Raw genomic sequence first — 26,430 nt, forward strand, 5'->3', positions numbered from 1 at the left:
GAGCCGTTTTTTTGCCATTTTGGGTATTTTTATATCAATTTTATTTTTTTGAATAATAGGTGGACCTATATTTAGATTACGGGGGGAGTTTAATAAGGGAAGTGAGGTTGTGCGGATATTTTTCAAAAGATGTTCACACCATTGTCCTTTTTCTTTATTGAACCATCTATAACATGGAAGATGGCCAGAAGATAAATGCTGTTCAATAGAGCTGTTTTGATTCCTCTATTGGATTGCCCAATAAAGGATAGATATAATGGAGTTTAAGCAAATGCGGCAGGAAAGGAATTATACGATGACATTTTTGGGAAAAATAAAACCACACTTACTAAGCAATGATTTTTTAATTCAAGAAACGGTACTTAATGCACTGCACGATTTTCCTAATGTTCCGGAAGAATGGACAGTAGAACTTTTGAAAGAAGCGTTTAACAATAAAGAAAAGCAAACCTCCATTCTCATCTTTGTAGAAAATCAGAAAATCAATGAAAAGTCAGTCAAAATTCTGATTGAAAATATCCCGGAGATGGATCAGTCCAAGGTCCATTTAGTATTGAATTTGTTAGAACGTATTGACCCGGAACTTGCGCTAAAAAATAAGGAGCCTCTGAAAAAATATATTCGAAGGGAAATGTGGCCGTTATATGAGCTAGTCGTAAACGGGACGGAAGAGGAAGTTTATACAGAATATGGGGGAATGTTAAATGATCTTGAGCGTGCTGCATCTTACCAACATGATCTATACATAAAGGCGAAAAAACTGGCAGTATGTATTGTGCAAAACGGCTGGATTACGGAAGACGAAATTGATTTAGTTCTTATGGAGGAATTAAAAGAGCAATGGTTTTCATTTAATGGGATTTTGACAATTTATATGGTCGGATTATTAAAACTGGAAAAGTATATTCCTTTACTGACAAGTTTGTTAATCCGTGATGATGATATCCTGTTAGAAGAAGTCGCAACTGCATTAATTGGTTTTCAATCGGATGAGGTTGTGAAACAGGCAGTACCTTACTTAAGACAATCGGAATCGATTATATTTGCTGCTTCCGTTGTGGAAATATTAAATCAGATCTCGCGGTTCGGGTTTTAAGAGAAGCCTATCATGAGGCAGAAAAAATCGATGATCAAGATATACTGTTTGAAGCCCTCTGTCATCAGTTTTCCATAAAGGCACTACCCGAAATAAGTAATCATATGAAAAAAGAGTATTCCTCTGGCCTTGTGGATATTGAACAAACGGTTTATGGTTACTATTCAATTTTAGGTCTGCAGCACCCTGACATTGAGTTATGGAAACAAGTTGCTATGGGGAGTGAGCTGCATTATAGAAATGCTAGCAATCAAAAGAATCTGAAACAAAGTGTCCCTGTCCGAAAAGAAAATAAAGTAGGCCGAAATGACCCATGTCCATGTGGAAGTGGGAAAAAATATAAAAAGTGTTGCGGTTGATATTGATATATTAATTACAATGGATAATGAGAAACGGCTGATATCTGTATATTCAGCCGTTTTTTATTAAATAGGTGCTAATCAAGCCGTAAATTGCTAATTATAGGAAGAACTCTATTCCAGTTCCAAACAAGTCATTACTCCAATAGTTGCAGCAATCAGAAGTCTTAACTAAAAATAAAGAGGTTTATATACAAGCTGTTGCGTTCTTAAATAGTTGTTTAAAATAAAATTGAACATAAATGCAGACTATTTCTTGACTGCATGGATATAATGGACCGTTTCAAAGGCGGTCAAATAATCCGTCCGGTTACGGAAGAATCGATGGTTTATGGCAGTTGGCGATAAGTGTTCATAAATTAGCAAACCTGCATCTTCAAGTATTTTCTCGATTTCAAGATAGGAGAAGCACGATTTCATTGGTTCACCACCAACCACAGCCAGCTTAAGCATATTTTCCACTCGATTTGAAAATCCTTTTTCCATAAAAAGATTTTCATCTGCATAATCAAAAACAATTGAACTTCCCTCTGGCATAATGGTAAAAAGTTCATTTAACAAGCGAGTGAGTTCCTCTTTCGTAAGATAAAAGGAGACACCCAGAAGACTGAACAACGTTATTTTTTTTTCAAAATCTTTTTCCTGAATGTTTTCAAAAGAATATTGTTTGGTAAAGTCCACCGGGATCAAATGAAGATTTTTTGGAATCTCTAAATTAGCTTGAGAAAGCCTGCTCTTTTTAAATGCCTGTGTAGCAGGATGGTCCATTTCATAGATTTCCAGGGAATTTTCTAATTCCGGATGCCGGAAACAGAATGTATCCATTCCTGCCCCGAGGATTACATATTGTTGCAATCCCAACTTTATTTCATTTACTAAAACTTCCTCGCAATAAGCTGCACGAGCAAGCGGAGTAGGAGATAGCTGGACTTGGGTGATCCATTTTAAGATTTCTCCAGGATGGTCTTTAAACTTCTCAGCAATCTCCCTGTTGAAAAAATGTATCCCATTAATCATATTATCGCTGATGTCTGCAAATTCTTGTTCAGAGATTAGTTTTTTCGCGACAAAATCATCAAAAACCTTAGGAGTGTCATGTTTACTGTGGTATGCTCGGCTGAATGCTGAAACTAAGGAAGTTACACTTGGTTCATTTGCTTTCATTCAATTGCCTCCCATAACAAAAATAAAGATTCCCCTGGCCAGGAGAATCTTATTATATACAGTAATTTTTATTTTGTAAATTATAGCATAAATAGATTCTTTTGTCAAGAATTTTATCGTATGAAGTTAGCCCATCTTCAGGTGTTTGTAAGAATTTTAGAAACTACAAAACTTTTAAATAAAAAACTACATGGTTATAATAAAACCATATAAAAAAAGGTCAACCAGAAATATCTGGCTAACCAAATAATACGAACGGGTGCTTGAGTTCAACAATATTTGGCTGCTAAGTAAGCTTTTATTGTTGTTCCACTACCATGAAAAGTAACATCTGTGAGTTCTGAAAAATGACAATACTTAAATAGACGCGGACAGCCCTCATTTCGAAGAAATGGTTCGAACGCTTCATGAGGGATACTTTCAACTAAATAATTGGCGCGTGTAACTGGTGTATAGATTGAATCTATTGGTATGAATACTCCTACTTGAAGGCCATCACGTTTGTTTTGCTCTGGAGGAACATAACCATGTCCACGTTTTGCAGTTAGGCGCATTCTAAAATGTACATTTTCTTCAAGGGTAGCAAGATGTAAATCGGGAATTAAGATTTCTACATCACTATCATGAGAAATATACCTGCTGTTGATATATAAATGGATAGGACGAGTTCTCGGAGACCCAGTAAGTTTGGACCAAATTTCAACTTGACATAATGTTTCATTAATAGTAAAATCATTTTCATAAATAAATTGATTAAATTGTTTCTCTAACTAAATAGATTACTTTAGCATAAGGTTAATAACTATCTATTGATTCAATGAAAAAGTAAATCTATAACAAAAAGGGAATCTGTAAATATACCTCTTTAGGAATGAATACTATATTACATAATTAGGTAGACTATTAAAAGGCCTGAATGGCCCGTTAAAAGTAAACCGACAATTTTCAAAGTTTAATGGTTTTGACCATTATGCTTAAAAATTGTCGGTTTTTTTGTTTTTTATAAAACAGAAAGGAATACAGCGTAATGAAGGAAATCGGTCAAAGTCATATTTTCATAATGTTGGTTTATTCTATCCACCGATGGAGGGAAGAAAAATGTTAAATTTACTGCCAGAAATATTTTTTGTATTGCTTGCGATATCGGTGCTTAGTGCACTGTTCCTGTTATATCCAAGGGTTCCACTGTCTTTTGTTCGGCTTCACGTCGGTATCACTTTGTTGCCTCCACTGGCTGCCCTAATGGTCCTTGTTACCACCAAGGAGACCATAATTTATGGTCCCTGGTGGCTTGATTCCTTATCATGGATGCTGGTATTGTTTGTCCTTACCATCGGTTTTATCGTGCAGCGCTATTCTGTTCGTTACTTTCTTGGTGATCGTTCCTATCGAAAATATTTTGCCTTGCTGACTATTACTACTACTGCTGATTCAGTTGTCTGGCTAAGTAATGATCTTCGCCTATTGCTGATTTGCTGGGGGGTTACACTCCTGGGGCTAATACTACTGATAAGATTAAAAAAGGAGTGGAGTGTTGCTAGAAACGCAGCTAAACAATCAGGACGACTATTTGCAATAGGCTGGCTTATACTGTTTGGAGCTGTCATCTGGGTAACCCAAGCCACTGGGCATTGGCAGTTGTCGCTTGTCCTCACAAAAAGCAGTCTTACACATCTTGTTTTATGGGAAAGGACTTGTATTAGCCTGATGCTAATCTTGGCTGTCGTAATTCCGGCAGCACAGTGGCCTTTCCAACGCTGGCTATTAAATTCAGTAGTAGCTCCAACTCCTGTATCCGCGGTAATGCATGCGGGATTAGTGAATGCAGGCGGAATTATCTTGACTAGGTTCTCTCCGCTTTTTAGTGGAGATATTGCCCAAATCGTTTTACTTTTAGTGTCTAGTGTTTCAGTCATGACAGGTACCGGAATTATGCTGGTCCAGGTTGATTATAAACGTCAGCTTGTTGGGTCTACGATTGCACAGATGGGGTTTATGTTAATCCAATGTGCGTTAGGTGCTTTTTTGGCAGCCATTATCCACGCAGTCTTACATGGTCTATTTAAGTCAACTCTTTTCTTACAGGCTGGCTCTACGCTTCATCATCACAAGAAGCCAACATCTGAGTCGAACCAGCCATTGTCATTATTATGGACAATCACAGGAGGGATTTTAGGCCTCCTGGTGGCAATTGTTCTTTGGCTATCTTCATCTGGAGAGATTTATCAAATCATAAGCGCTCTTACCTTAGGGTGGTCAGTTTCATTAGCCTGGACCCAGCTGGTGGCTTTTGGATCTGGACATATCGCTCGGATTGCAGGATTTTCTTTATTTGCAGTAGCGGCAATCGTATATAATTTCGTACATGATGCTTTTTATGGTGTATTACAAAATTCAATCCCGAAGGGAATGCAACCACCGGAACCGGCGGCAATTCTACTTCTGATTATTTTATTGGCCGGAAGTGCTGCAGGTTTATGGCTTGCTCGTCATCGTTCATCAGCTGCCTATTCTGTTATTTATCTTTGGCTTGTACGATTGGGTGAGCCTCAAAATAATTTGATAGAAAGTCATCCTAAGTATTTGACGCAATCATTCTTTAGAGGAGGTCATTTACGATGAATACAACATTAGCAAAATCATTACATTGGGAAAAGCTGCCTGACAGCCTTGATTTTGATCTTATTGACTTGGTGAAATCCGCTAGCAGCGTTATTGTACCGCTCGGGCCTATTAACACATTTGCAGCACGTAACCCCTGGGTAGGCTTGGAGGGACAAACGTTTGAAAAAACGGCTTACCGGCTCAAAGATACTTGTGATATAGATATCTATCCCAATGACTCCGTATTTCAATCTGCTTGGGAACGAGGCGAGATTCATCAGGATTTTTTAGAAAATGGGCTTCAACATTGGCTAAACACACAATCTTTGGGGTTGCCGCGTGAGGTCGCAGAGCGGTTCTGCCGAGCTGCACTCATGCAAAAGCAACTACCTTCCAACACTTTGGAAGAACCTGAGTTAAAAAGTATGGCAATGAAACTAAACCGTTTTACATCCCAAATGACCGAAAAACATTCGGTCAAAACCTATAGCCAGCGCTTGGAACAGCTGGGAAGGGTAAACGCAGCTCACGATCTTAACTGCAATATTATCAAGTGGTGTAAATTGTTTCTTGATGAGTCCCAAGCTGTCTGGTCGATGCCAAATCGTGAAGAAGGTTTCTATCGTGCGTGGCGGAAACTAGTCCAGCACGACCCGGCACTTAGTCGTAAGGTACGTAAACAACTAAGTGAGTTGCCGGAAGAAGCTGATGCTGCATTAATGGAAGTTTTGTTCGCACTAGAAATTCCATTTTCAGAAATTCAAGAATATTTTGAAGCCCATTTTCTTGCATTACCGGGCTGGAGTGGCATGATCCTTTGGCGTTCGGAGCAATCGACCGAAGAAAGTTTGCTACTACTTGAGTATTTAGCCGTCCGGATATCGATGGAATGGGCTTTAGTTAAACCCTTTCTTCCCTTGCCTGAAAAAAGAAATAATAAAGTACATTTAGAACCATTGATTACGGCGTGGGCCGAATGGGGGAACCTGCCAATCAATGCTTGGTCTCAGTTATCGTCTACAGAAATAAAGGCATGTTTGACCCTTGCATATCGTTTTGATAAGATTCAACGCCATCGACTATGGCTTGAAGCATGGGAAAAAACATATGAGGACCAATTAAAGAAGATGCTTATATCCCAACAGACGGCAGAAGAGGTGGAAAACATAAAGCCGGCACTGGCTCAGTTTGTATTTTGTATTGATGTTCGTTCAGAGCCTTTTCGCCGCAAACTTGAAAAAGGAGGAGATTTTAAGACTTTTGGAACAGCAGGCTTTTTCGGATTACCGATACAAACATATGAGCTTGGCAGTAACCACACGCATAACTCTTTGCCTGTAATGTTTAAACCGCAATACAAAATAAAAGAGTTTTCACCGGAGTCTGAATCCTATCAACAACGGCATCATGCAGTCAATTCAATAGGTTATACATTTAATGCGATGAAAAATAATCTGATTTCCAGTATGGTATTGCCGGAAATTAGCGGTCCTTGGCTCAGCTTGCAAACTCTCGCTCGCAGCTTTGTGCCTAGGAGTGCAGGCCGGACATTAAGGAAATTGCACGAAAGATGGCTACATAGACCATCCACGGAACTCTTGCTTGACCATACGCAAACATATGATACAGCTTTGCCAACTGGCTTTTCGTTGAAAGAAAAAGTACACTATGTAAGGCAGGCTCTAATAATGATGGGGCTCACCGATCATTTTGCACCACTAGTGGTTATTTGCGGACATGGAAGTCACAGCACCAACAATCCATATAGTTCCGCACTCGACTGCGGTGCATGTGGAGGAGCCTCAAGCGGATTCAATGCAAGAGTGCTGGCAGCATTGTGCAATCTGCCAACCGTAAGGAAGAGCCTCGAAACAGAGGGAATAATCATTCCTAAAGATACCGTTTTTGCAGCTGCTGAGCATATTACCACACTTGATGAATTACGTTGGCTTTACGTTCCAGAACTATCAGATGAAGCTAAGAAAGCATTTAATCGTGTCCAAGCCGAGTTGCCAAAGGTGAGTGAGGAATCCAATTCCGAGCGGATTCCGCATTTGCCAAATCTCGGAACCCATCTTAAAAATCCAAAGGCTGAGGCTCAGCGACTTTCAGAAGATTGGAGTGAGGTGCGTCCGGAATGGGGCTTGGCGCGCAACGCTGCGTTTATCATCGGGGAACGCCGGCTGACCCAAGGTTGCAATCTGGGTGGAAGAGTTTTCCTCAATAATTATAACTGGAAGAAGGATAAAAACGGTGGTATTCTAGCAAACATTATTTCCGGACCAGCAACGGTAGCTCAATGGATTAACCTGCAATATTATGCATCTACTGTTGCCCCTCATTATTATGGAAGCGGGAATAAAACAACCCAAACCGTGACAGCTGGGCTCGGGGTCATGCAGGGAAACGCCAGTGACTTACTATCCGGACTTCCCTGGCAGTCTGTGATGAAATCGGATGAAGAGGCATATCATGAGCCACTACGTTTGCTGGTGGTCATCCAAGCGCCGAGGGAATATGTAAAAAGGATGCTGGACCACGATCATGCCTTTCAGCAAAAAGTGAAAAACGGATGGGTTCGGCTTGCGTCCATTGACCCGGAAGGACATTGGGAGAGTTGGTCTTAACAGTTCCTGGTTTTTACATAAATGTGCTTGTGTGGCCTGCTTTTCTTCTCAGTTCTTATAACAATGGTAAAATAGCTTTCCGAAAGAAAGTGTTACGTCGAAAAAAAAGATTGTTTGTAGAATATTATAGGCAATGTTTGGCCATCTATGAATGTAAATTTGAATAAAGGAAAAGGAATCGGTATGGAAAAATCAAAAGGAATGCTTGAATCTGAAATAAGCAAAGCTTTAACACATTGGGAGAGAAATTATCTTGGACGAGGCTCCGTATCAGTTAAATCAGATATATTACGGGATATGGTGATTGTGATTCTTGGCGCTATTTTAACTCCTGCAGAATATGAAGTATGTCGGGATAAAGAAGGATTGTTATCAGTAAAAGAATATCGCAACAGCTTAGTGGAATCCGGTCTGGATGAATTAAAGGAAATTATCTTAACGATAACAGGGGAAGAAGTAGTTAGCTTTCACACCGATATTAGTACACAAAGTGGAGAACGAGCAATGGTCTTTAAGCTTTCCAGCAATCTGCAAAGCAAATTATGTTAGAAAAAAAGGATATATTCAAGGCTTGAACATCTTTTTCTAAAGGAAAGCAACAGAATCTTATTCAGGGTACAATACAAATTATTAATGAGGTGAATTTGATGTCTAGAGATGACAAGAAAAAAGTACTATATGTGATTGGTATGGATCATAAGTTAGAACGTTTTATTAAAGAAGAAACCAATGTCAATCCGGAAAATATGATTATCTTGCAAAGATATCAACCGGTCATTTCACACCCCTTCGACGAATTAATGAGGGACATCATCATTGCGGTCTTTCAGGAAAATGTTGAAGAAATCGTTGTTGCCTTCGCAGATGATTATCAAAAGAACACTGAGGATATACTGTTCAAAGTTAATAAAAACAAAGAATTAAAGGAGAAAATTCAAACACTGGATTATCTTTTTAATAATACCAACCCGGAATTTCCTAAGGGTACGGTAAGTGAATGGTTACAGGGAGGAAAAACTTTAATGGATGGTGTCCAAAAAACAGTCCACATCATTCGCCATCATCCACTGATTCCGTCACATGTAAAGGTCAAGGAACTATTTATTAAACAGGAGAATGAAAAGCTATCTGGAATTGTCTAAGAATCTATTTACCTATATATTAATGAAATCAGAGTCTTAATTCCTCAAATTTAAAGAAAATTGGACATTTTTGTATGTATTTTAATATCTAAAGAGGCATTCAAATAAGTATGAGTAAGAGGGAAAAAACAAGCTTATACCGTGATAGTAGTACAGAAAATCTGAAATACAAAAGGCATTTGGGGAATAAAACATTCCCCAAATGCCTTTTGTAGTCACTATGATGCTGCCTTCTAAGACAGCTTTTAATGTAGCATATCATTTTGTTTATTATAATATATATTGTGTTCCATCCTCTTGTACCTCAGCATAAAAGACCTCTGATATTGAATCTATCCAGCTCGTTTCAATTAGTTTTCTATGCCGTTGTTACAGGAGGATCAAGCGGTTTAGGATATGTCATGGTAGAAGCACTTCTTGATGAAGGAGCAACGGTTGCAGTGGCATCACGTCCGGGAGCAAAAATGACGGAAGCTGTAAAAAACCTTCAAGATAAGGGATATTCGAATGTTTTTGAACTTCCATTGGATGTCAGGTCAGAGGAATCGGTACAAGATGCAGTGAACTGGGTAAAAACGGAATGGGGTAAGATCGATGTCCTCGTGAACAATGCCGGGATAGGCATGAGGACTGTAGACCCAAAATTCCTTACAGAACCACAGCCTTTCTATCAGGTCTCTCCTGAGATAGCTAATGACAAATTTTTTACACCGCTTTTTAAAGGTCCTTTTATGGCAAGTGAATTTTTACCATATATTCTCTTTGATATAGAATAGTGAATAAGAAACTAATTAACTTACCGACTTTGTAAAGGGGGGAACCATTTTGGGATACAACTGTTATATAGAAGAGTATATCATCAATAATAAAGATGAATTTAAAACAACGCTTTTAAGTGAGGCGGTACAGGTTGCTCCAAATATCAATGATATTTTACAAAAAGGGAATATCGACCTTCCGAAAAATGCCGAAAAGATAGCCCGTTATGTTGTTACTAATAATAAAAAGGAACTCAGTTCTTTTGCAGAAGTAGAGGGGATTGCCTGGGCAAGTAATTCCTTAACGTTGGCGTTCAAATTAGAATGGATACATGCAATTCGGCGTACTTTATGGCATTTCCTACATAAATTGTACTACGACAAAAGTGTTCAACCTCTTGATGACTTTTTCAAACTAGAACAGATGATCAATGATGGTATTGACGAATTTCTAAACACTTTTTTTATCGCCTATTCAAAATACAAAGATAATTTAATTCTATCTCAAAGGAAATTAGTTGAGCATCTATCAGTTCCAATCATTCCAGTTAGCCCTGCTGTTGCGGTATTACCTTTGATTGGTACGTCTGATACATACCGAATGAAGATTATTGAAGAAAAAGTATTAAACGAAATATCAATGAAAAGGATTCAAACATTAATTATTGATCTATCTGGAATATCAGACATGGATGAAGTCGCCGTAGCTTATTTTGAAAAAATATTGATCGGTGTAAATATGATGGGAGCAAGATCAATACTCACTGGATTAAGACCTGAATTGGTAAGAAAAATGGTTAACATAGGAATCAATCTAGATAGGCAAACTGAAACAAAAGGTACTTTACAACAAACGTTAAGTGAATTATTAGGTGTTTAAAAGAGTGGCTGAAAAGTCACTCTTTTATTGTCTGGACTTAACAAAAAATGGAAGTTGTTTTAAAAGGGGGTGTATCTTGAATAAAATCTAAGAATGAGAGTTTAATTTAAATTCTTAATGGTAAAATGTCAAAAAGAATCATAATTGCAATTACATAAAAAATCATAATGCAAAATTTTTGTTTTCATGATGATCAATCGACTGAATGGCACCCCTAGCAATTTCCGCAATATAGGCAGCTGCATTAAGTGACAATGCAATGCAGGCGGAAACCAAAGGCGGCATCGATAAAAGATAAGACGCCAAATAAAGAGAAGACGTTAACCTTTACTTTCATATGTTTAGGAGTTATTATAAATGGAATATCATAAATATGCATTACTACTAGGGGTGCCCCATTGATGGGCTGAGAGAAAAACACCTGTTTTTTAACCCTTTGGACCTGATCTGGATGATACCAGCGTAGGAAAGTAGCTAAAGTGGAAGTCAATTTTTTCATAAGCTGCAAAAGCCAGGTCCATTAGAGGATCTGGCTTTTTCCTATTAATTACAGGGAGCCATAAAAATTAAATAGATAAATAGAGAAGGAGATTACATCATGGAAGAGATCAACGAAGCAAAAAGTATGACTAACAAGGAAATGCCTATTGGGTTGGAGGAGAAACTTCCTCCATTAAAAACCTTTTTATATGCTCTGCAGCATGTGGGTGTATCCAATGTGTGGCTCGATCCAATATTTGTCGCGGCGATGATTGGTTTACCACTCTCACAGTCCGCCAATATCGTCAATGCGATATTCATTACAGCTGGTATCGTTACACTGACGCAAGCTACCAAATTAGTAAGATTGCCTATTATTCAAGGTCCATCTGCCGCCTTTGATTCCATAATGATTGCTGCAGGCAAGGCGAACGGCTTGGCAGCCGCGAGTGGCGGGATTTTTCTAAGTTCCATCATCGTATTTCTGTTGTCTATAACCGGGATCATTGGACGTTTGAAAGGATTATTTACACCCGTTATTTCTGGCACCGTCATCTTTCTGGTGGGAGTATCATTATCTGGGTTTACGTTATACGAATTTTTAGGAGGTTCTCCTGGTGATGAGTCATTTGCCAGCCCATCGATTCTTTTATTATCGATTTCAACTTCTGTTATGGTTGTATTGTTATCTCTTTTTGGCAAAGGCATTTGGAAATCCTATTCATTCTTAATAGCTCTCGTTATTGGTGATGTTCTTGCTATGATTCTAGGAAAAACAAATTTTTCGATGATAGACAGTAAACCGTGGTTCGGAATTCCGCACCTGCTTCCATACGGAAATTTAGATTTTCATTGGGACACATTTCTTACCTTTTTTGTAGCGTATATCGTAGCGATTATTGAAGCAATGGGTGTATATCAAGCATCGGGAGCGATGCTAAATACGGAAATAGATTCAAAACGGATTCGCAATGGCTTTGCAGGTGAATCAGCTGGGTCATTTCTCTCTTCCCTTATTGGCGGTTTCCCAACAACAGCCTATGCACAAAATGTGGGCTTGCTTAGGTTGACAGGAGTGGGATCTAGATATCCAGTGATGGTGGCCGGTGCGATTTTCTTGTTGTTCGGTTTTTTTCCTAAGGTTGGTGCTCTGCTTGCATTAACACCTGATGCAGTGGTTGGGGGTATCTTTTTACCTGCGGCAGCGACGCTTATATCGACTGGTATTTCTATCTTAGCAAAAGCGGAGCATTCAGAAAAAAACTATTTAATTATGGGGCTTTCCATTCTGCTTGCGATTTCACTGCCTAACTATGCCACAAATCTGAAAGGAATCTTGGGTACATTCCTTTCTAACAGTATATTAATCGGAGCATTTTCAAGCGTACTGCTTCAGTTATTACTCATAAACATACCAAATAAACTGAAAAGAGGGGCTCAAAAATGAGAGAAGATTCTAAAATTCTAACCGAACAAATTCTTGAATTTATAAAAAGTTGTGAAGAAGGAAGATTTACTAATCCTGATGAACAGGAAGATTCCTATAATGAGCTGGCACTGAAATTGTTTCGTTACCAGTTCAAGCATAATCCGGCTTATAAAAAATTTTGTCAGGCGAAAAAAAGGACGCCTCTTACCGTCAAACAATGGAATCATATCCCTCCCATGCCCATTCAGGGATATAAAGAATTGACTCTATCTTGTGAGCCAATAGAAGAAGTGGAACACGTTTTTATGACCTCAGGTACTACAAACCCGGAAGCAAAGGGGAAAAATTATCACCCGGATCTTACAGTGTGGGATTCATCCATGAAGGGGCCGTTTAAGCATTTTGTCCTGCCTGACCGGGAGAACATCACCATCTTTGTTCTGTCCCCAGCAGAAGATCTAAACCAACATTCTTCTTTATCGAGATACTTAACCAATGCCGTTTCCTTTTTCGGCACTGAAAATAGCAAATTCTTCTTCACTGATAAGGGACTGGATATAGAAGGGCTGATCACAGAGTTAAGAAGGTGTGAGAAACAAAAGGAGCCTGTACTGCTAATAGGCGCCACCTTTGCCTATGTCCATATACTTGATTATCTAAAAGAAAACCAACTTCAATTCAATCTGGCAAAAGATAGCCGGATTTTTGATACCGGGGGCTTTAAGGGACAGTCCCGTGAAGTGGAAATGGAGAATTTATATGCTGATTTCCATGATTTTTTTCAAGTTGAACGCAAATTTTGCATCAATATGTATGGAATGACGGAGCTAAGTTCGCAAATCTATGATCAAACCCTACGCAGCACTTATCTAAATACTTCAGGAATCTTTGATAAAAAAGGTCCGTCATGGGTAAAGACCGTGATACTTAACACTGATACATTAGAGCCGGTTAAGGATGGGGAGAAAGGCGTCATCGCTCACTATGATCTTGCCAACTGGAATTCCTGCCTAGCGATCTTAACAGAAGATATGGGCTATAAAACGGACCACGGATTTGTGCTCGTCGGTAGAATTAAGGGATCCGAGGCAAGAGGCTGTTCGATTGCGGTGGACCAGCTAATGCAGGTAAATTCAGGTGGTGCCAGCCGAAATGAATAATAGTAAGGAACTGAATGTATTCTATGTACCGGATTCCATGGAATTTACCCAAGTGCAGTCAAAAACAGTTATCACAAAAGATAGGACATATGTATTAAAATTCCCTGTGATCACTGGGGAAGAATTGAGAGGAATCATTCAACAAGTTCAACGGAATCGGGACCAGTATTTATCCACTTTATCCGTTACGGATATTGTTAAAAAAATAGACTTGGCGGTTCAAAAATGGCTGGATCCCGACTATCCGCTCCGAAAATTAGCAGAAAGTCTCATCCCTGTGTTGACAGGATATGATGAAGAAATGGTACGGCTGCAAGTAAAAAGATATATACGGACCTTTCGTAAAAAGGACTTGCTGCGCTTTCTTGACGAGGAGTTTGACCAGCCTGCGATGTTGGACGAGTTTCGTCCTCGAAAATCAGGCGGGATGAGCAGAGCCTTTGGACCAAGAACCATATTCCATGTTTTCTCCGGGAATGTTCCCGGAGTACAGGTATGGAGTTTGATCATGGGAATTTTGGTAAAATCAGGGAATATCGGCAAAACATCGATGGCAGAACCTCTTTTTCCCGTACTCTTTACGGAGTCATTAGCAGAAGTGGACAAAAAATTGGCGGAAACCATCGCCATCCTCCCATGGAAAGGCGGGACGGATGAACTCGAAGAGCCAGCGATAGAAAAATGCGAGGCAGTTATTGTATATGGTTCGAATGAAACGGTTGAAAAACTTAGAATAAAGGTACCTCTTCATAAAAAGTTCTTAAGCTATGGACATAAAATTAGTTTTGCCTACATCGGGAAGGAAGCATTAACTTCAGATCTTTACTATGAAACGATCAAAAAGCTTGCCGAAGATATGTCCATCTACGACCAACAAAGCTGTTTATCTCCGCAAACCATTTATGTGGAAGAGGGGGGTGCGATTAGCGCAAAGCAATTTGCTCAGATGCTGGGAGCAGAGCTAGAACGATATCATAAAAAAAGACCACGGGCAAGGCTTACAAATGAAGAATCTATGGCAATTCAACGGGCAAGAAGCCGCTATCAGCTGGAATCCCTTCAACATGAAAACGTATCTGTACTGTCCAGTCAAACAGATACTTCCTGGACAGTGATTTATCACAAAGAAACGGGTTTTGAAGGATCCCCTTTGAATCGATTCGTTCATGTATTCTCCGTTGAATCAGAGGAAAGTGTCTTTACTGCTATAAGGCCATATCAGCCGTATTTACAATCATGCGGTCTGGCTGTTTCTCCTGACAGATTGTTTTCTTTGGCCAATCAATTGGGTGCATACGGGGTCAATCGAATAAGTTCGATTGGCGAGATGAACCAGGCAAAACCTGGATGGCACCATGATGGCGGGTTTAATCTCCTCGATCTTGTCAGGATGACTGATATCGAGATGAACGTAGAGCAAAATGTGGAGCGGTATGATACCGATTTTGAATAGAAGGAGTGCTAACGGTGAATTTGCAGGATAAAATTGTGTTAATTACGGGGGCTAGCAGAGGGATTGGCGCTGAGATGGCCAAAAGGTTTGCTAAGGAAGGCTCATTTGTCGTTGTTAATTATGTGAAGAATCAAGCCCTTGCCGAAAGTGTGGTAAGTGAAATAGAGAACTTAGGGGGACAGGCAGTTGCCATACGGGCGGATGTCACCAATAGGAATCAGGTCGATGAAATGATGGAACAAATTATTGATTCGCTTGGAGCCATTGATGTAGTGGTAAATAATGCATTAAGCCATTATACCTTTAATCCAAAAACCAGGAAAACGGCCTGGGAAATCGAATGGGAAGACTATAATCGACAATGGGAAGGGAGCGTACAGGGGGCCTTTAACATTTGTAAGGCGGCAATGCCTCACATGAAGAACCAAATGTCCGGAAGAATCATTAATATGGTCAGTAATTTAATCGATTTTCCGATTATTCCTTATCACGACTATACCACCGCGAAGATGGCCTTACTTGGTTTCACCAGAAATCTCGCTCAAGAACTGGGGACATTCGGGATTAATGTGAATGCTGTGTCCCCTGGCCTGACCTATCCGACAGACTCTAGTCAGGAGACAAAGGAAGATGTGAGAAACGCCATTATTCAGTTAACTCCTTTACGCCGTTTGGCTCGTCCAAAAGATATTGCTGGAAGTGTGTTATTTCTCGCTTCTGATTTATCCTCTTTTATTACTGGACAATGCCTGAATGTAGATGGAGGATTGGTAATGAAATAAATAGTTGTACTCAAAAGAAACACGGTTGCACCCAACCGTGTTTTTTGATATGTTGCGCCTTTCATCCAGGCAAACTTTTGTGCCATTAACCCAACTGGACGCAGCCAAGCACGACCACTGTATCACCGGATTTAACACCTGCATTCTCGACACTCCAATAGGAGTCGGGAGAACATCAGATAAGAACAGCACGGCTTCATCTGGCACCTTGGCAGATTCCGGGATTATAAAAGGCATGAAATGGCCATAAGGCACACGCAGCAATTCGGCTTTGTTTCTGAGATGGAAAGATTCCATATTGAACAGTATTGGACTTTTGATAGTAAGTTGTTAACGAATCAGATTCATGTGAAAAGGAGGTATAGACCATGGGAAAATATGAAGATCTAATACACCTAGGTAGATTTGCAATCGTTTTCTCTGTTGAGGGGTAAGCAAAACACCACGGATTTTAACCATTCAACCAATCCCACTCAAATCTTTCACCATTATACTCAAAACCAATCGGTTTCGATTGAATCACGCCAGTTTTGCGATTTTCGTTCAACTCCTCCTCATAATACTGAAAAAATTTCTCTTTTAAGATCCCATTGAAGTAAGCAATCGGGTTTTTTACAGCGTTTGTAAATTTTAGTTTTCGGATTAGCTGTTTGAAGGATTGGATCGCAAGGTTAACAATCAGATCCGTTTCCTGATGTAGTTCATAGCCATAGGCAATGATATGGGCCATACGCCAATATTCTTCGATCACCTTTGCATCTGGAAAGAAGCATTTAACAATTTCAACAAAGGGTTGTGGAATACGATTGCTCACATAAGTGTGATCCAAATGAATCGGTTCTTCTTTACGTTTTTTTATCTTTTGATCTTTTTCAGTTTTTAAAAGATTACTAGTTTCTTTAGGGCGGTCCATGCTTTCTTGTTTGGGTGGTTCATTAGAAGGAAAACGATTAAATACATAGAGATTGCTGGACTGAGAGCCGTTCTTTCTTTCGGTTTCATAGACAGTGAAGATCCCCAATTCTTTCCCTTTAAGAATCATCCGTTTAAAAGTCGAACGGGAAAGGATATTTTCTTTACATTCTTGGTTAATCGCTTTTAAAATCGTTCCAATTTTGGCATTACAGACACCAGGGATCTTGGCAGAGAACCGCTCTAGTCTCTTTAATCCAATTAATTCCCCCTTTGAAAAATCCTTCTTGTGATCAAGCATCCACATTTCCATATGGCGGTTGAACTCCTGTAAACTTTCGAAATGCGAAAACGATTCAAATCCCTCAATCGTGCCAGATTTTAAATTCATCCGATTAGCGTCTATCCGTCAGGGACTTGGTATAAGAACGTAACCCCAGAAGTGGGAACTACGATTGTAAAGCGTCATCTAGCGGAAGGTCATTGCCTTAAGGAGCATGCGATCTATCAATATTCCGAAGCAGGATTCATACAGCAAGAAGGGTCGGAATGCATCGAAGGAGTACAAAAAGCGGTTAAAGAAAAGATGTAACAGCGGGTAGTTGCTGGATTCTAGTTTGAAATTTTGGAAGGTGGCGTAATAGTGTGAAAGGCAAATTATTGGTTATTGGTTTTGGCCCTGGTGATGAAAAACATATTACCGGACGGGCAAAAGAAGCCATCCAAGAAAGTGATATCATCATCGGCTACAAAACCTATGTTGATTTAATCAGGGGATTAATAACGGGAAAGCAAATCATCAGCACAGGAATGACAGAAGAAGTGAGCCGTGCCCAGGAAGCTGTGAAACAGGCTGAGCTCGGTTACACGGTAGCGGTCATTTCGAGCGGTGATGCCGGTGTATATGGAATGGCAGGACTGGTTTACGAAGTACTAATTGAAAAAGGCTGGAAAAAAGACTCAGGGGTAGAAGTAGAGGTGGTCCCTGGCATTTCCGCCATCAACTCCTGTGCTGCTTTATTAGGCGCACCGGTCATGCATGATGCCTGTACGATTAGCTTAAGTGACCATTTGACACCTTGGAGCTTGATCGAGAAACGAATTGAAGCGGCCGCTCAAGCTGATTTTGTGATTGCCCTATACAATCCAAAAAGCGGGAGAAGGACACGGCAGATTATGGAAGCACAAAAAATTCTACTAAAATATCGCTCGCCAGACACCCCTGTTGGATTGGTAAAGAGTGCTTATCGTGATAATCAAAAAATCGTCTTAACCAATTTACAAGAGATGCTCGAACATGAAATTGGCATGTTAACCACCGTTTTAATTGGCAACTCTTCCACATTTTTCTACGATGGCTTGATCATCACTCCGCGCGGTTATCAGCGGAAGTATACGTTAAATCAGGCAATACAGCCGTTGAAACCGCATCAGCGTCTGCAAAAAGAAGCCGAACCTTGGGCACTGGATCAAGAAGAAGAAGAAACATCGGTGAACAAAAAACTAGTCACCCCAACCTTGGTGAAAGAGTCGCCAAGAAAGCTGGCTGAGGAAGCCTTGCAAATGATCCTTGGTGAGAACGATGGACAATCCCAAGGTTTAATGGTGAAACAGGACTTTCAATCTATTTTTGAGGTAGCGGTCAGCCCTGGTGTCGCTAATAAAAAATTTACCGCGACTCAGATGGTCATTCTTTCCGAAATCGTCGGAGAAGAAGGTATCATGGAATACACACAAGACCATTATATGAAGCTGCAAATTTTAACCTCTAAGCCTGATGAGATTGTTGAAAAACTAAAGGCGGCCAACTTTTTGATTGCTCCTGTTGGCGACGTATTAACTGTAAAAGCCTGTGATTTTTGTGACGGAGAAAAGAAGGATTCCATCCCTTATGCCGATGAGCTCCAGGAAAGGCTTGGCGGCATGGAACTCCCCAAAGAAATGAAACTTGGCGTGAATGGCTGCGGTATGGCCTGTTATGGAGCGGTAAAAGAGGATATTGGCATTGTCTACCGCAAGGGAGCGTTTGATTTGTTTTTAGGAGCCAAGACAGCCGGTAGAACCGCACATCCCGGCCAAATCGTAGCGGAAGGAATCGCACCGGAGCAAATTGTTGGGGTCATAGAGGGCATTGTTCAAGAGTACAAACAAAAGGCCTATCCAAATGAACGTTTCTATAAATTTTTTAAACGGGTCAAAGAGGTTCAAGGTTTTGTGTACCAGGATATCACACCAAACCTTAAAATCGAAGCGGCTGTTTGCGGGGAGTAAAGGGAAGATGTCTAGCGGTCAATTGGCAGGATAGCATTTACAAACAAAGGGGAGGAAATATTTTGAAAGCAATTCTATTTGTGGGGCATGGGAGCAGAGATCAAGAGGGAAATCAGCAGGTTCGCGAGTTCATCCGTGAGATGAGAAAAACTTGGGACGATTCTTTCCTGGTCGAGACGTGCTTTTTAGAATTTGAACGACCAACCGTTAATCAAGGAATTGATCTGTGTGTGGAGAAAGGGGCCGACCATATTGTCGTGATTCCAATCATGCTCTTACAGGCAGGACACTCCAAAATTCATATTCCAGCAGCTATTGATGAGGCAAAGAATAAATATCCACTTGTTCAATTTACTTATGGCCGGCCAATTGGTGTTCATGAGGAAACATTTGAAATTCTAAAAACGAGATTAATGGAAATTGGCGAGAATATAGATGCACCTGAAAACGATACGGCTGTCCTTTTGTTAGGACGGGGCGGAAGCGATCCCGATGCGAATAGTGATTTATATAAAATTGCTAGATTACTATGGGAAAAAACAAACTATAAAATCGTCGAACCTGCTTTTATGGGGGTGACCAATCCCCTTGTGAACGAAGGGATTGAGCGCTGTATTAAGCTTGGAGCAAAAAAAGTGGTAATCCTTCCTTACTTTCTATTCACTGGCATCCTGATTAAACGGTTAGAAGAAATGATGGTTCCTATTCAAAATCAATATTCCGCGGTTGAATTTCAGTTGGCTGATTATTTTGGTTATCATCCAAAATTACAGACGATTTTATTCGATCGGGTGGAAGAAGCCCTCGGTGATGAGGTGAAGATGAACTGCGATACCTGCCAATACCGTCTCAATGTGATGGAACATATCGATCATCACCACCACCATGACCATGACCACGACCATCACCATGATCATGAACATGCAGTGGAAAAGGCAGGAGATAGAGGATGATTTTCGTATTAGCCGGTACAAGTGATGCACGAGCCCTTGCTTTAAAAATAAAAAAGGAGGGCTTCGATCTCTTGGCCTCCGTTGTCACTGAAAATGCAGCGGTTGAATTAAGGGAGTCAGGGATACCTGTTCAAGTAGGAAGATTAACCGATGAAGACATGGTGGGGTTAATTGACACAAAAGGGATTCTAGCGGTTGTCGATGCCAGTCATCCGTTTGCTGAAGAAGCTTCGAAAAATGCCATCAAGGCCGCCAAAACGGCGGGAATCCCCTATATCCGGTATGAACGGGAGTCACAAACTTTCCAATATGACAACATGACAGTTGTCGAAAGCTACGCGGAAGCAGCGGAGCTTGCATTGGCCAAAAAAGGCGTAGTGATGCTGACGACCGGCAGCAAGACGCTTCAAATTTTTACAAAAAAACTACTAGGTAATCCGGACATCCGCTTGATTGCCAGGATGCTGCCTCGTGTAGATAATATGGAAAAATGTGAGCAGCTAGGGCTGCCGCAGAAAAATATTGTTGCGATCCAGGGACCATTTTCAAAAGAGTTCGACAAAGCCCTATATAAGCAATATGGCGTGACATTAATGGTGACGAAAGAGAGCGGGAAAGTCGGATCAGTCGATGAAAAGGTGGAAGCCGCCAAAGAACTGGGAATTGAGGTCATCCTGATTGGCCGCCCGAAACTGAATTATGGCATCGTCTATGCTCATTTTGTCGATGTCATCGCAGAATTAGATAAAAAGATTGGTTCCACACCAACCGTCACAACAGAACAATCATTTTAATACAGGAGTGAGAGAAATGGATTTTCGTACCGAATTTAAACCATTAACCGTCCAACCGGAACAGATCGAAGGAAGAAGCTTTGAAATGATTAATGAAGAAATAGAAGAGCACCCTTTTACCGAGGAGCAATATCCGATAGTCCAGCGGATCATCCATGCATCCGCTGACTTTGAACTCGGGAAGAGTGTCCTTTTCCATCCTGACGCTATCCAATCCGGCATCCGGGCGATTCGGAGCGGCAAAATGGTAGTTGCCGATGTTCAAATGATTCAAAGCGGGGCGAATAAAGCGCGAATTGAAAAGTACGGCGGAGAAATCAAGGTCTATATTTCTGACCCGGATGTGGTACAAGAAGCCAAACGGTTAAATACCACACGGGCCATTATTTCGATGCGAAAAGCGATCAAAGAAGCGGACGGCGGCATTTTTGCCATCGGGAACGCCCCAACAGCCTTACTTGAACTCATCCGCCTAATTAAAGAAGGAGAAGCGAAACCAGGTCTTGTCATTGGTCTGCCAGTTGGGTTTGTTTCCGCTGCTGAGTCAAAAGAAGAATTAGCCAAGCTCGATATCCCGTTCATCACCAATATTGGCAGAAAAGGCGGCAGTACCGTAACCGTTGCCGCATTAAATGCCATTTCCATTATGGCCGATCGGGGATAACCCATGCAGGAAGTACCAAAAGGGAAGCTCAGGGAAGGATATACGACTGGGGCCTGCGCAACGGCAACGACCAAAGCAGCGCTGACAGCATTAATTACCGGTGAACCGCAAACAGAATCAACCATTTACTTGCCCGTCAAACGGTTTGCAACTTTTCAGATAGAAAGCTGTGAGGTAACGGAACAAACGGCCACCGCCAGTACGATAAAAGACGCGGGGGATGACCCGGATGCCACCCACGGGGCCTTGATCGTTTCCACCGTGTCATGGCTCGATGAACCGGGTATCATCCTTGACGGGGGTATTGGGGTTGGCCGCGTCACAAAGGACGGCTTGCCCGTTCCAGTTGGCGAGGCCGCGATTAACCCTGTTCCCCGCAGGATGATCCTTGAAACAGCCGAAGGGGTATTAAAAGAATTTGGGATTACGCGAGGCCTAAAGATCGTCATTTCCGTACCAGCCGGTGAAGAAATCGCCAAAAAAACACTCAATGGACGCTTAGGAATCATTGGCGGGATTTCTATCCTCGGAACCCGCGGGATTGTCGTTCCATTTTCCACAGCCGCTTATAAGGCCAGCATCATCCAGGCGATCAGTGTTGCCCGGGCCAGTGGCTGCGAGCACGTTGTCATTACAACAGGCGGGCGGAGCGAGAAAAATGCGATGAAGCAATTCCCCGAACTGTCTGAGGAAGCTTTTATCGAAATGGGTGACTTTGTCGGGTTTACCCTTAAACAATGCAAGAAGCAAGGGGTAAAAAGAGTGTCGATGGTCGGCATGATGGGGAAATTCTCTAAAGTAGCAATGGGGATCATGATGGTCCACTCGAAAAGCGCCCCGGTAGATTTTGATTTTTTAGCGGAGGTGGCAAGCAGTACCGGTGCGGATGCCGCTCTGGTTGAGCAAATTCGAACGGCCAATACGGCATCACAGGTTGGCGATATGATGTCCTTACAGGGCCATCTCTCCTTTTTTGAAATGCTGAGTGACCATTGCTGCCAGGCTGCGTTAAAGGAAGTCGATGGCGGGATCGATATAGATACGACCCTTTATACCATGAAGGGGGAATTGTTAGGAAAGGCGGTGCGAAAGAGTGGCATCAATTAAAATGATCGGCATTGGGGACGAAGGCAAAGTGAGCCTGCTCCCTATGTACGAAAAGTGGATTAATGAAAGTGAACTATTAATAGGAGGAAAGAGACAGCTTTCCTTTTTTCCTGAATTCACCGGCGAAAAAATCGCGATTGAAGGCGGGCTTTCTTCACTCGTCGAACGGCTGCAGTCGGAGACGAGAAACGTAGTGATTCTAGCATCTGGAGACCCGTTGTTCTATGGAATTGGAAGCTATTTATCTTCTAAAATCGATTTGGACATTTATCCTTATTTAAGTTCGATCCAGCTTGCTTTTGCCAGAATGAAAGAAAGATGGCAGGATGCGTATTTCACCAGCGTTCACGGCAGAAGTATAAAAGGGCTGGCACAGCGAGTAGATGGAAAAAAAACGGTCGCAATCTTAACCGACACGGAAAATTCCCCAAATAAAATCGCTCAGTATTTGCTATCCTTTGGCATGACTGAATATGAAGCGTTTGTGGGAGAGAACCTTGGCAGTGACAAGGAACGATGCCGCTGGTTTACCCTTGCTGAAATGAAGGATGAAGAGTTTTCACCGCTCAATGTAGTCATTCTCAAGAAAAAAGGGGAAAGCCCACATTGGCCGATTGGCATTGACGATACGGAGTTTATTCAGCGAAAACCGGATAAGGGCTTAATTACCAAAAAGGAAATCCGTACACTAAGCATTAGTGCCCTAAGGTTACAAGAAGCCAGCACGGTTTGGGATATTGGCACATGCACAGGTTCTGTTGCGATTGAGGCAGCGAAAATCGCCAGGGAAGGACAAGTGTTTGCCATCGAAAAGAACGAGGGCGACCTAGATAACTGCCGACAAAATTTAGCGAAGTTCCGTGTGGATGCAACACTAGTTCACGGGAAAGCACCAGAGGGCTTAGATACCTTCCCAGATCCAGATTCTGTCTTTATTGGCGGGACGGCAGGCGGGATGGAAGACATTTTGGATATTTGTTGCAGCCGATTGAAAGCGTGTGGACGCATTGTCTTGAATGCCGTCACAATTGAAAATCTTTCAGAAGCGATGCGTGCGTTTAAAGAAAGGGGATATGAGACAAATATTACTCTTGCGCAAATATCCAGAAGTAAACCTATTTTGAATCTGACAAGATTTGAAGCATTAAATCCGATTTACATAATAGAAGCGTGGCGTAAGGAAGGGGAATAAACATGTTAGGTACATTATACGGCCTTGGGGTTGGCCCGGGGGATCCAGAGCTCATTACCGTTAAGGCGTTTCGTAAATTAAAGGAATCTCCCGTGATTGCCTATCCGAAGAAACAAAAGGGTAGCAAAAGCTATGCCCATCGAATCATTGATGTCTATTTTCAGCCAAACGAAAAAGAAATGCTCGGCCTTGTCTTTCCGATGACAAAGGATCCAGCCACATTGGAAAGAAAATGGACGGAAACCGTGGAAAATGTGTGGGCGAAGCTGCAGGAGGGTAAGGATGTCGCTTTTGTAACCGAAGGGGATCCTCTTTTATACAGCACGTTTATTCATATGATGCGGTTGATGCAGGAAAAGTATCCGCAGGTTCCAATTGAAGTCGTTCCGGGGATTTCGTCCATCAATGGGGCGGCTTCTAGGCTGGGAATTCCCTTGGCAGATGGGGATGAGCATGTAGCGATTGTTCCGGCGCGGGATGACTATGAAACCATGAAAAAAGTAATTCAAGACAATGATTGTGTCATTTTTATAAAAGTAGCGAAGGTCATTGATTTAATGCTTGAAGTATTACGTGATTTAGATTTGCTTGACAAGGCTTCAGTCGTCACAAAGGTAACATCGGATGAGGAGATTATTTGGCGGGCAGATGAGCTCGAAGGAGCGGAGCTTGAATATTTAACATTAATGGTGGTGAGAAAATGAAGCTTTATATCATTGGTGCCGGACCAGGCGATCCTGATTTAATCACGGTAAAAGGTCTTCAGCATCTTCAGGAGGCAGATGTCGTTCTATATGCGGATTCTCTTGTAAACGAAGACTTAATTGCTAAAGCAAAACCTTCTGCCGAAATATTGAAAACCGCCGGGATGCATTTAGAAGAAATGGTTGACGTCATGGCTGAGCGAATCCAGCAAGGGAAAAAGGTCGTTCGTGTCCACACGGGCGATCCGGCTGTTTACGGGGCGATTATGGAACAAATCGTCTTGTTAAGGAAGAAAGGAATCGAAGTAGAGATAGTTCCGGGTGTGAGCTCTGTGTTTGCAGCTGCCGCGGCCGCGCAAGCCGAGCTGACGATTCCTGATTTAACGCAAACCGTGATTCTGACAAGAGCTGAAGGCAGGACACCTGTGCCCGAATTTGAAAAGCTGGCGGATTTAGCCAAACTTCATTGCACGATTGCGCTTTTCTTAAGTGCGACGTTAACGAAAAAGCTTGTCAAGGAATTGACCGGGGCTGGCTGGAGTATGGATACCCCTGTTGCGGTTGTTTATAAAGCCTCGTGGCCGGATCAAAAAATTGTCCGGACCACACTAGAACGGTTGGATGAAGATATGCGGACGAATGGGATTCGTAAACAGGCGATGATCTTAGCCGGCTGGGCGCTAGACGAAAACATCCACGAACAAGATTATCGTTCCAAGCTGTATGACAAAACGTTTACACATGGATTCCGCCGGGGGGTGGAGTCGTAATGATCGAGCTCCAAGAAGCGCAAAGGGCGGTCATTCAGCAGAAGGGTGACTATGCCGTTGTTGCGATTACAAAGCATGGGGTCGAACTGGCCCGCAAGCTGGGGAATTCGTTTCAAAATGCCGATGTGTACTATATGGCGAAGTTTGAAAAAGGAGATGAGCAGAACAAGGGCATCCAATTATTCACCGGAAGCGTTCGCCTACTTCTTCCCTCTCTTTTTGAGGCCTATAAGGGGCTGATCATCATCATTTCCCTTGGAGCCGTGGTCCGAATGATTGCGCCTATTTTAAAGGATAAAAAAACAGATCCTGCCGTTGTCGTAATCGACGATAAGGGCGAACATGTGATCAGCGTACTGTCAGGCCATATCGGCGGTGCCAATGAACTAACGAAAGAAGTAGCGGCCGCCCTAAAGGCCCGCCCCATTATTACCACCGCTTCAGATGTTCAGGAAACGATTGCGGTTGATTTGCTCGGAAAACGGTTTGGCTGGATTTGGGACTCGGCTGAAAAGCTGACGCCTGTTAGCGCTTCGGTTGTGAACGAAGAAAAAATCGCTGTGGTCCAAGAGTCAGGCGAAAAAGACTGGTGGCCATATGACCGGCCGCTCCCGGGAAATATTCAGCCGTATTCATCAATCCAAGAAGCGCTGGACGCAAAGCCAGATGCAGCACTAGTAGTAACCCATCGGAATTTATCCAAAGACGAAAAAAAGATTTTACATAATGGTGTTTTATATCGACCAAAGGTGATCGTCCTTGGAATGGGCTGCAACCGCGGGACCACTGCATCGGAAATCGAAGCAGTAATCGACGAAACGCTTGAGGAATTAGGGTTTTCGAAAAAAAGTGTCAAAGCTGTTTGCACGATTGATCTAAAAAAGGATGAAGCGGGGCTGCTCGAAGTGGTGAATAAAAACAGCTGGGAGTTTATTTATTACACACCAGCTGAATTGAATGCCATTGAACTTCAGAACCCTTCTGAAACGGTTTTTAAATATACCGGTGCGTACGGTGTCAGTGAGCCGGCCGCCTTATTGTACAGCGGTGCAGAACAGTTAGCGCTAATGAAGAAGAAATCAGGTAATGTCACCATTTCAGTAGCAGTTATTCCCCATTGAGGGAGGAG

Annotated in this window: 22 protein-coding genes, 3 pseudogenes and 1 riboswitch; of the genes and pseudogenes, 21 read left to right on the top strand and 4 right to left on the bottom strand. The window is 41.8% G+C overall.

Annotation, left to right across the window (positions count from 1 at the left end):
• Positions 1-256 precede the first annotated feature (256 nt).
• Together J7E81_RS24870 and J7E81_RS30695 are read left to right on the top strand one after the other, a co-directional pair.
• Entirely contained in the window at positions 257-1,096 is an 840-nt protein-coding gene (locus J7E81_RS24870) for a hypothetical protein (RefSeq protein ID WP_251028863.1), read from the top strand.
• 275 nt (positions 1,097-1,371) lie between these two features.
• Positions 1,372-1,455 (top strand): annotated as a pseudogene (locus tag J7E81_RS30695) (SEC-C metal-binding domain-containing protein); the annotation flags it as partial.
• 249 nt (positions 1,456-1,704) lie between these two features.
• Here the strand turns inward: J7E81_RS30695 and J7E81_RS24875 are convergent.
• Together J7E81_RS24875 and J7E81_RS30700 are read right to left on the bottom strand one after the other, a co-directional pair.
• Positions 1,705-2,619: a class I SAM-dependent methyltransferase gene (locus J7E81_RS24875; RefSeq protein ID WP_215046540.1), complete on the bottom strand. Its 915-nt coding sequence runs from the start codon at positions 2,617-2,619 to the stop codon at positions 1,705-1,707.
• Between the two features lie 416 nt (positions 2,620-3,035).
• Positions 3,036-3,317, bottom strand: a pseudogene (locus tag J7E81_RS30700) (hypothetical protein); the annotation flags it as partial.
• Positions 3,318-3,717: 400 nt separating this feature from the next.
• Here J7E81_RS30700 and J7E81_RS24885 point away from each other — a divergent pair.
• From J7E81_RS24885 to J7E81_RS24930, 10 genes are all read left to right on the top strand, one after another.
• Positions 3,718-5,241, top strand: coding sequence for an NADH dehydrogenase subunit 5 (locus J7E81_RS24885; RefSeq protein ID WP_251028864.1), 1,524 nt, complete (start codon positions 3,718-3,720; stop codon positions 5,239-5,241).
• Positions 5,238-7,850 carry a DUF2309 domain-containing protein gene (locus J7E81_RS24890; RefSeq protein WP_215046543.1) on the top strand — a complete coding sequence of 871 codons (2,613 nt, stop codon included), beginning with the start codon at positions 5,238-5,240 and terminating at the stop codon, positions 7,848-7,850. Before J7E81_RS24885 ends, J7E81_RS24890 begins: the two co-directional genes overlap by 4 nt.
• Positions 7,851-8,033: 183 nt before the next feature.
• Positions 8,034-8,399: a Na-translocating system protein MpsC family protein gene (locus J7E81_RS24895; protein ID WP_215046545.1), complete on the top strand. Its 366-nt coding sequence runs from the start codon at positions 8,034-8,036 to the stop codon at positions 8,397-8,399.
• 98 nt (positions 8,400-8,497) lie between these two features.
• Positions 8,498-8,992 (top strand): carbonic anhydrase, encoded by a 495-nt coding sequence (locus tag J7E81_RS24900; protein WP_215046547.1) that lies wholly within the window; start codon positions 8,498-8,500, stop codon positions 8,990-8,992.
• 326 nt (positions 8,993-9,318) lie between these two features.
• A complete protein-coding gene (locus tag J7E81_RS24905; RefSeq protein WP_251028865.1) occupies positions 9,319-9,768 on the top strand; it encodes an SDR family NAD(P)-dependent oxidoreductase in 450 nt (149 codons plus the stop codon).
• A 49-nt stretch (positions 9,769-9,817) separates the two neighbouring features.
• Positions 9,818-10,630 (top strand): STAS domain-containing protein, encoded by an 813-nt coding sequence (locus J7E81_RS24910; protein WP_251028866.1) that lies wholly within the window; start codon positions 9,818-9,820, stop codon positions 10,628-10,630.
• A gap of 376 nt (positions 10,631-11,006) precedes the next feature.
• Positions 11,007-11,116, top strand: a riboswitch (TPP riboswitch).
• 112 nt (positions 11,117-11,228) lie between these two features.
• On the top strand, positions 11,229-12,557 hold the full coding sequence (locus J7E81_RS24915) for a solute carrier family 23 protein (RefSeq protein WP_215046549.1): 1,329 nt from the start codon (positions 11,229-11,231) through the stop codon (positions 12,555-12,557).
• Positions 12,554-13,699 carry a LuxE/PaaK family acyltransferase gene (locus J7E81_RS24920; RefSeq protein WP_215046551.1) on the top strand — a complete coding sequence of 382 codons (1,146 nt, stop codon included), beginning with the start codon at positions 12,554-12,556 and terminating at the stop codon, positions 13,697-13,699. The genes J7E81_RS24915 and J7E81_RS24920 overlap by 4 nt, the downstream gene beginning before the upstream one ends.
• Positions 13,692-15,152 (top strand): acyl-CoA reductase, encoded by a 1,461-nt coding sequence (locus J7E81_RS24925; RefSeq protein WP_215046553.1) that lies wholly within the window; start codon positions 13,692-13,694, stop codon positions 15,150-15,152. The genes J7E81_RS24920 and J7E81_RS24925 overlap by 8 nt, the downstream gene beginning before the upstream one ends.
• A gap of 14 nt (positions 15,153-15,166) precedes the next feature.
• A complete protein-coding gene (locus tag J7E81_RS24930) occupies positions 15,167-15,934 on the top strand; it encodes a 3-oxoacyl-ACP reductase (RefSeq protein ID WP_215046555.1) in 768 nt (255 codons plus the stop codon).
• Positions 15,935-15,987: 53 nt separating this feature from the next.
• Here the strand turns inward: J7E81_RS24930 and J7E81_RS30705 are convergent.
• Together J7E81_RS30705 and J7E81_RS24935 are read right to left on the bottom strand one after the other, a co-directional pair.
• A pseudogene (locus J7E81_RS30705) lies at positions 15,988-16,207 on the bottom strand (glutathione-dependent formaldehyde dehydrogenase); the annotation flags it as partial.
• Positions 16,208-16,385: 178 nt separating this feature from the next.
• Positions 16,386-17,237 (bottom strand): hypothetical protein, encoded by an 852-nt coding sequence (locus J7E81_RS24935; protein WP_215046557.1) that lies wholly within the window; start codon positions 17,235-17,237, stop codon positions 16,386-16,388.
• A 254-nt stretch (positions 17,238-17,491) separates the two neighbouring features.
• Between J7E81_RS24935 and cobJ the strand changes: the two genes are divergently transcribed.
• The 9 genes from cobJ to J7E81_RS24980 all read left to right on the top strand — a co-directional run bounded on the left by cobJ (position 17,492) and on the right by J7E81_RS24980 (position 26,422).
• A complete protein-coding gene (cobJ, locus tag J7E81_RS24940) occupies positions 17,492-19,117 on the top strand; it encodes a precorrin-3B C(17)-methyltransferase (protein ID WP_215046559.1) in 1,626 nt (541 codons plus the stop codon).
• Positions 19,118-19,179: 62 nt separating this feature from the next.
• Positions 19,180-20,070, top strand: a complete 891-nt coding sequence (locus J7E81_RS24945) for a sirohydrochlorin chelatase (protein WP_215046561.1) — start codon at positions 19,180-19,182, stop codon at positions 20,068-20,070.
• Positions 20,067-20,864 carry a precorrin-6A reductase gene (gene cobK / locus J7E81_RS24950; RefSeq protein WP_215046563.1) on the top strand — a complete coding sequence of 266 codons (798 nt, stop codon included), beginning with the start codon at positions 20,067-20,069 and terminating at the stop codon, positions 20,862-20,864. Before J7E81_RS24945 ends, cobK begins: the two co-directional genes overlap by 4 nt.
• Before the next feature lie 16 nt (positions 20,865-20,880).
• Positions 20,881-21,528, top strand: coding sequence for a precorrin-8X methylmutase (locus tag J7E81_RS24955; protein WP_215046565.1), 648 nt, complete (start codon positions 20,881-20,883; stop codon positions 21,526-21,528).
• A gap of 3 nt (positions 21,529-21,531) precedes the next feature.
• Positions 21,532-22,635 (top strand): cobalt-precorrin-5B (C(1))-methyltransferase, encoded by a 1,104-nt coding sequence (locus J7E81_RS24960; RefSeq protein WP_215046567.1) that lies wholly within the window; start codon positions 21,532-21,534, stop codon positions 22,633-22,635.
• A 1-nt stretch (position 22,636) separates the two neighbouring features.
• Positions 22,637-23,827: a precorrin-6y C5,15-methyltransferase (decarboxylating) subunit CbiE gene (cbiE, locus tag J7E81_RS24965; protein ID WP_215046654.1), complete on the top strand. Its 1,191-nt coding sequence runs from the start codon at positions 22,637-22,639 to the stop codon at positions 23,825-23,827.
• A 2-nt stretch (positions 23,828-23,829) separates the two neighbouring features.
• The gene (gene cobI / locus J7E81_RS24970; protein ID WP_098527933.1) at positions 23,830-24,531 is read left to right on the top strand and encodes a precorrin-2 C(20)-methyltransferase; all 702 of its coding nucleotides are present in this window, start codon (positions 23,830-23,832) and stop codon (positions 24,529-24,531) included.
• Positions 24,528-25,301, top strand: a complete 774-nt coding sequence (gene cobM / locus J7E81_RS24975) for a precorrin-4 C(11)-methyltransferase (RefSeq protein WP_215046569.1) — start codon at positions 24,528-24,530, stop codon at positions 25,299-25,301. Before cobI ends, cobM begins: the two co-directional genes overlap by 4 nt.
• On the top strand, positions 25,301-26,422 hold the full coding sequence (locus J7E81_RS24980) for a cobalt-precorrin 5A hydrolase (protein WP_215046571.1): 1,122 nt from the start codon (positions 25,301-25,303) through the stop codon (positions 26,420-26,422). The genes cobM and J7E81_RS24980 overlap by 1 nt, the downstream gene beginning before the upstream one ends.
• The last annotated feature ends 8 nt before the right edge of the window (positions 26,423-26,430 follow it).

Origin of the sequence: Bacillus sp. ISL-18, assembly GCF_018613415.1 — a bacterium.
Classification (GTDB): domain Bacteria; phylum Bacillota; class Bacilli; order Bacillales; family Cytobacillaceae; genus Neobacillus.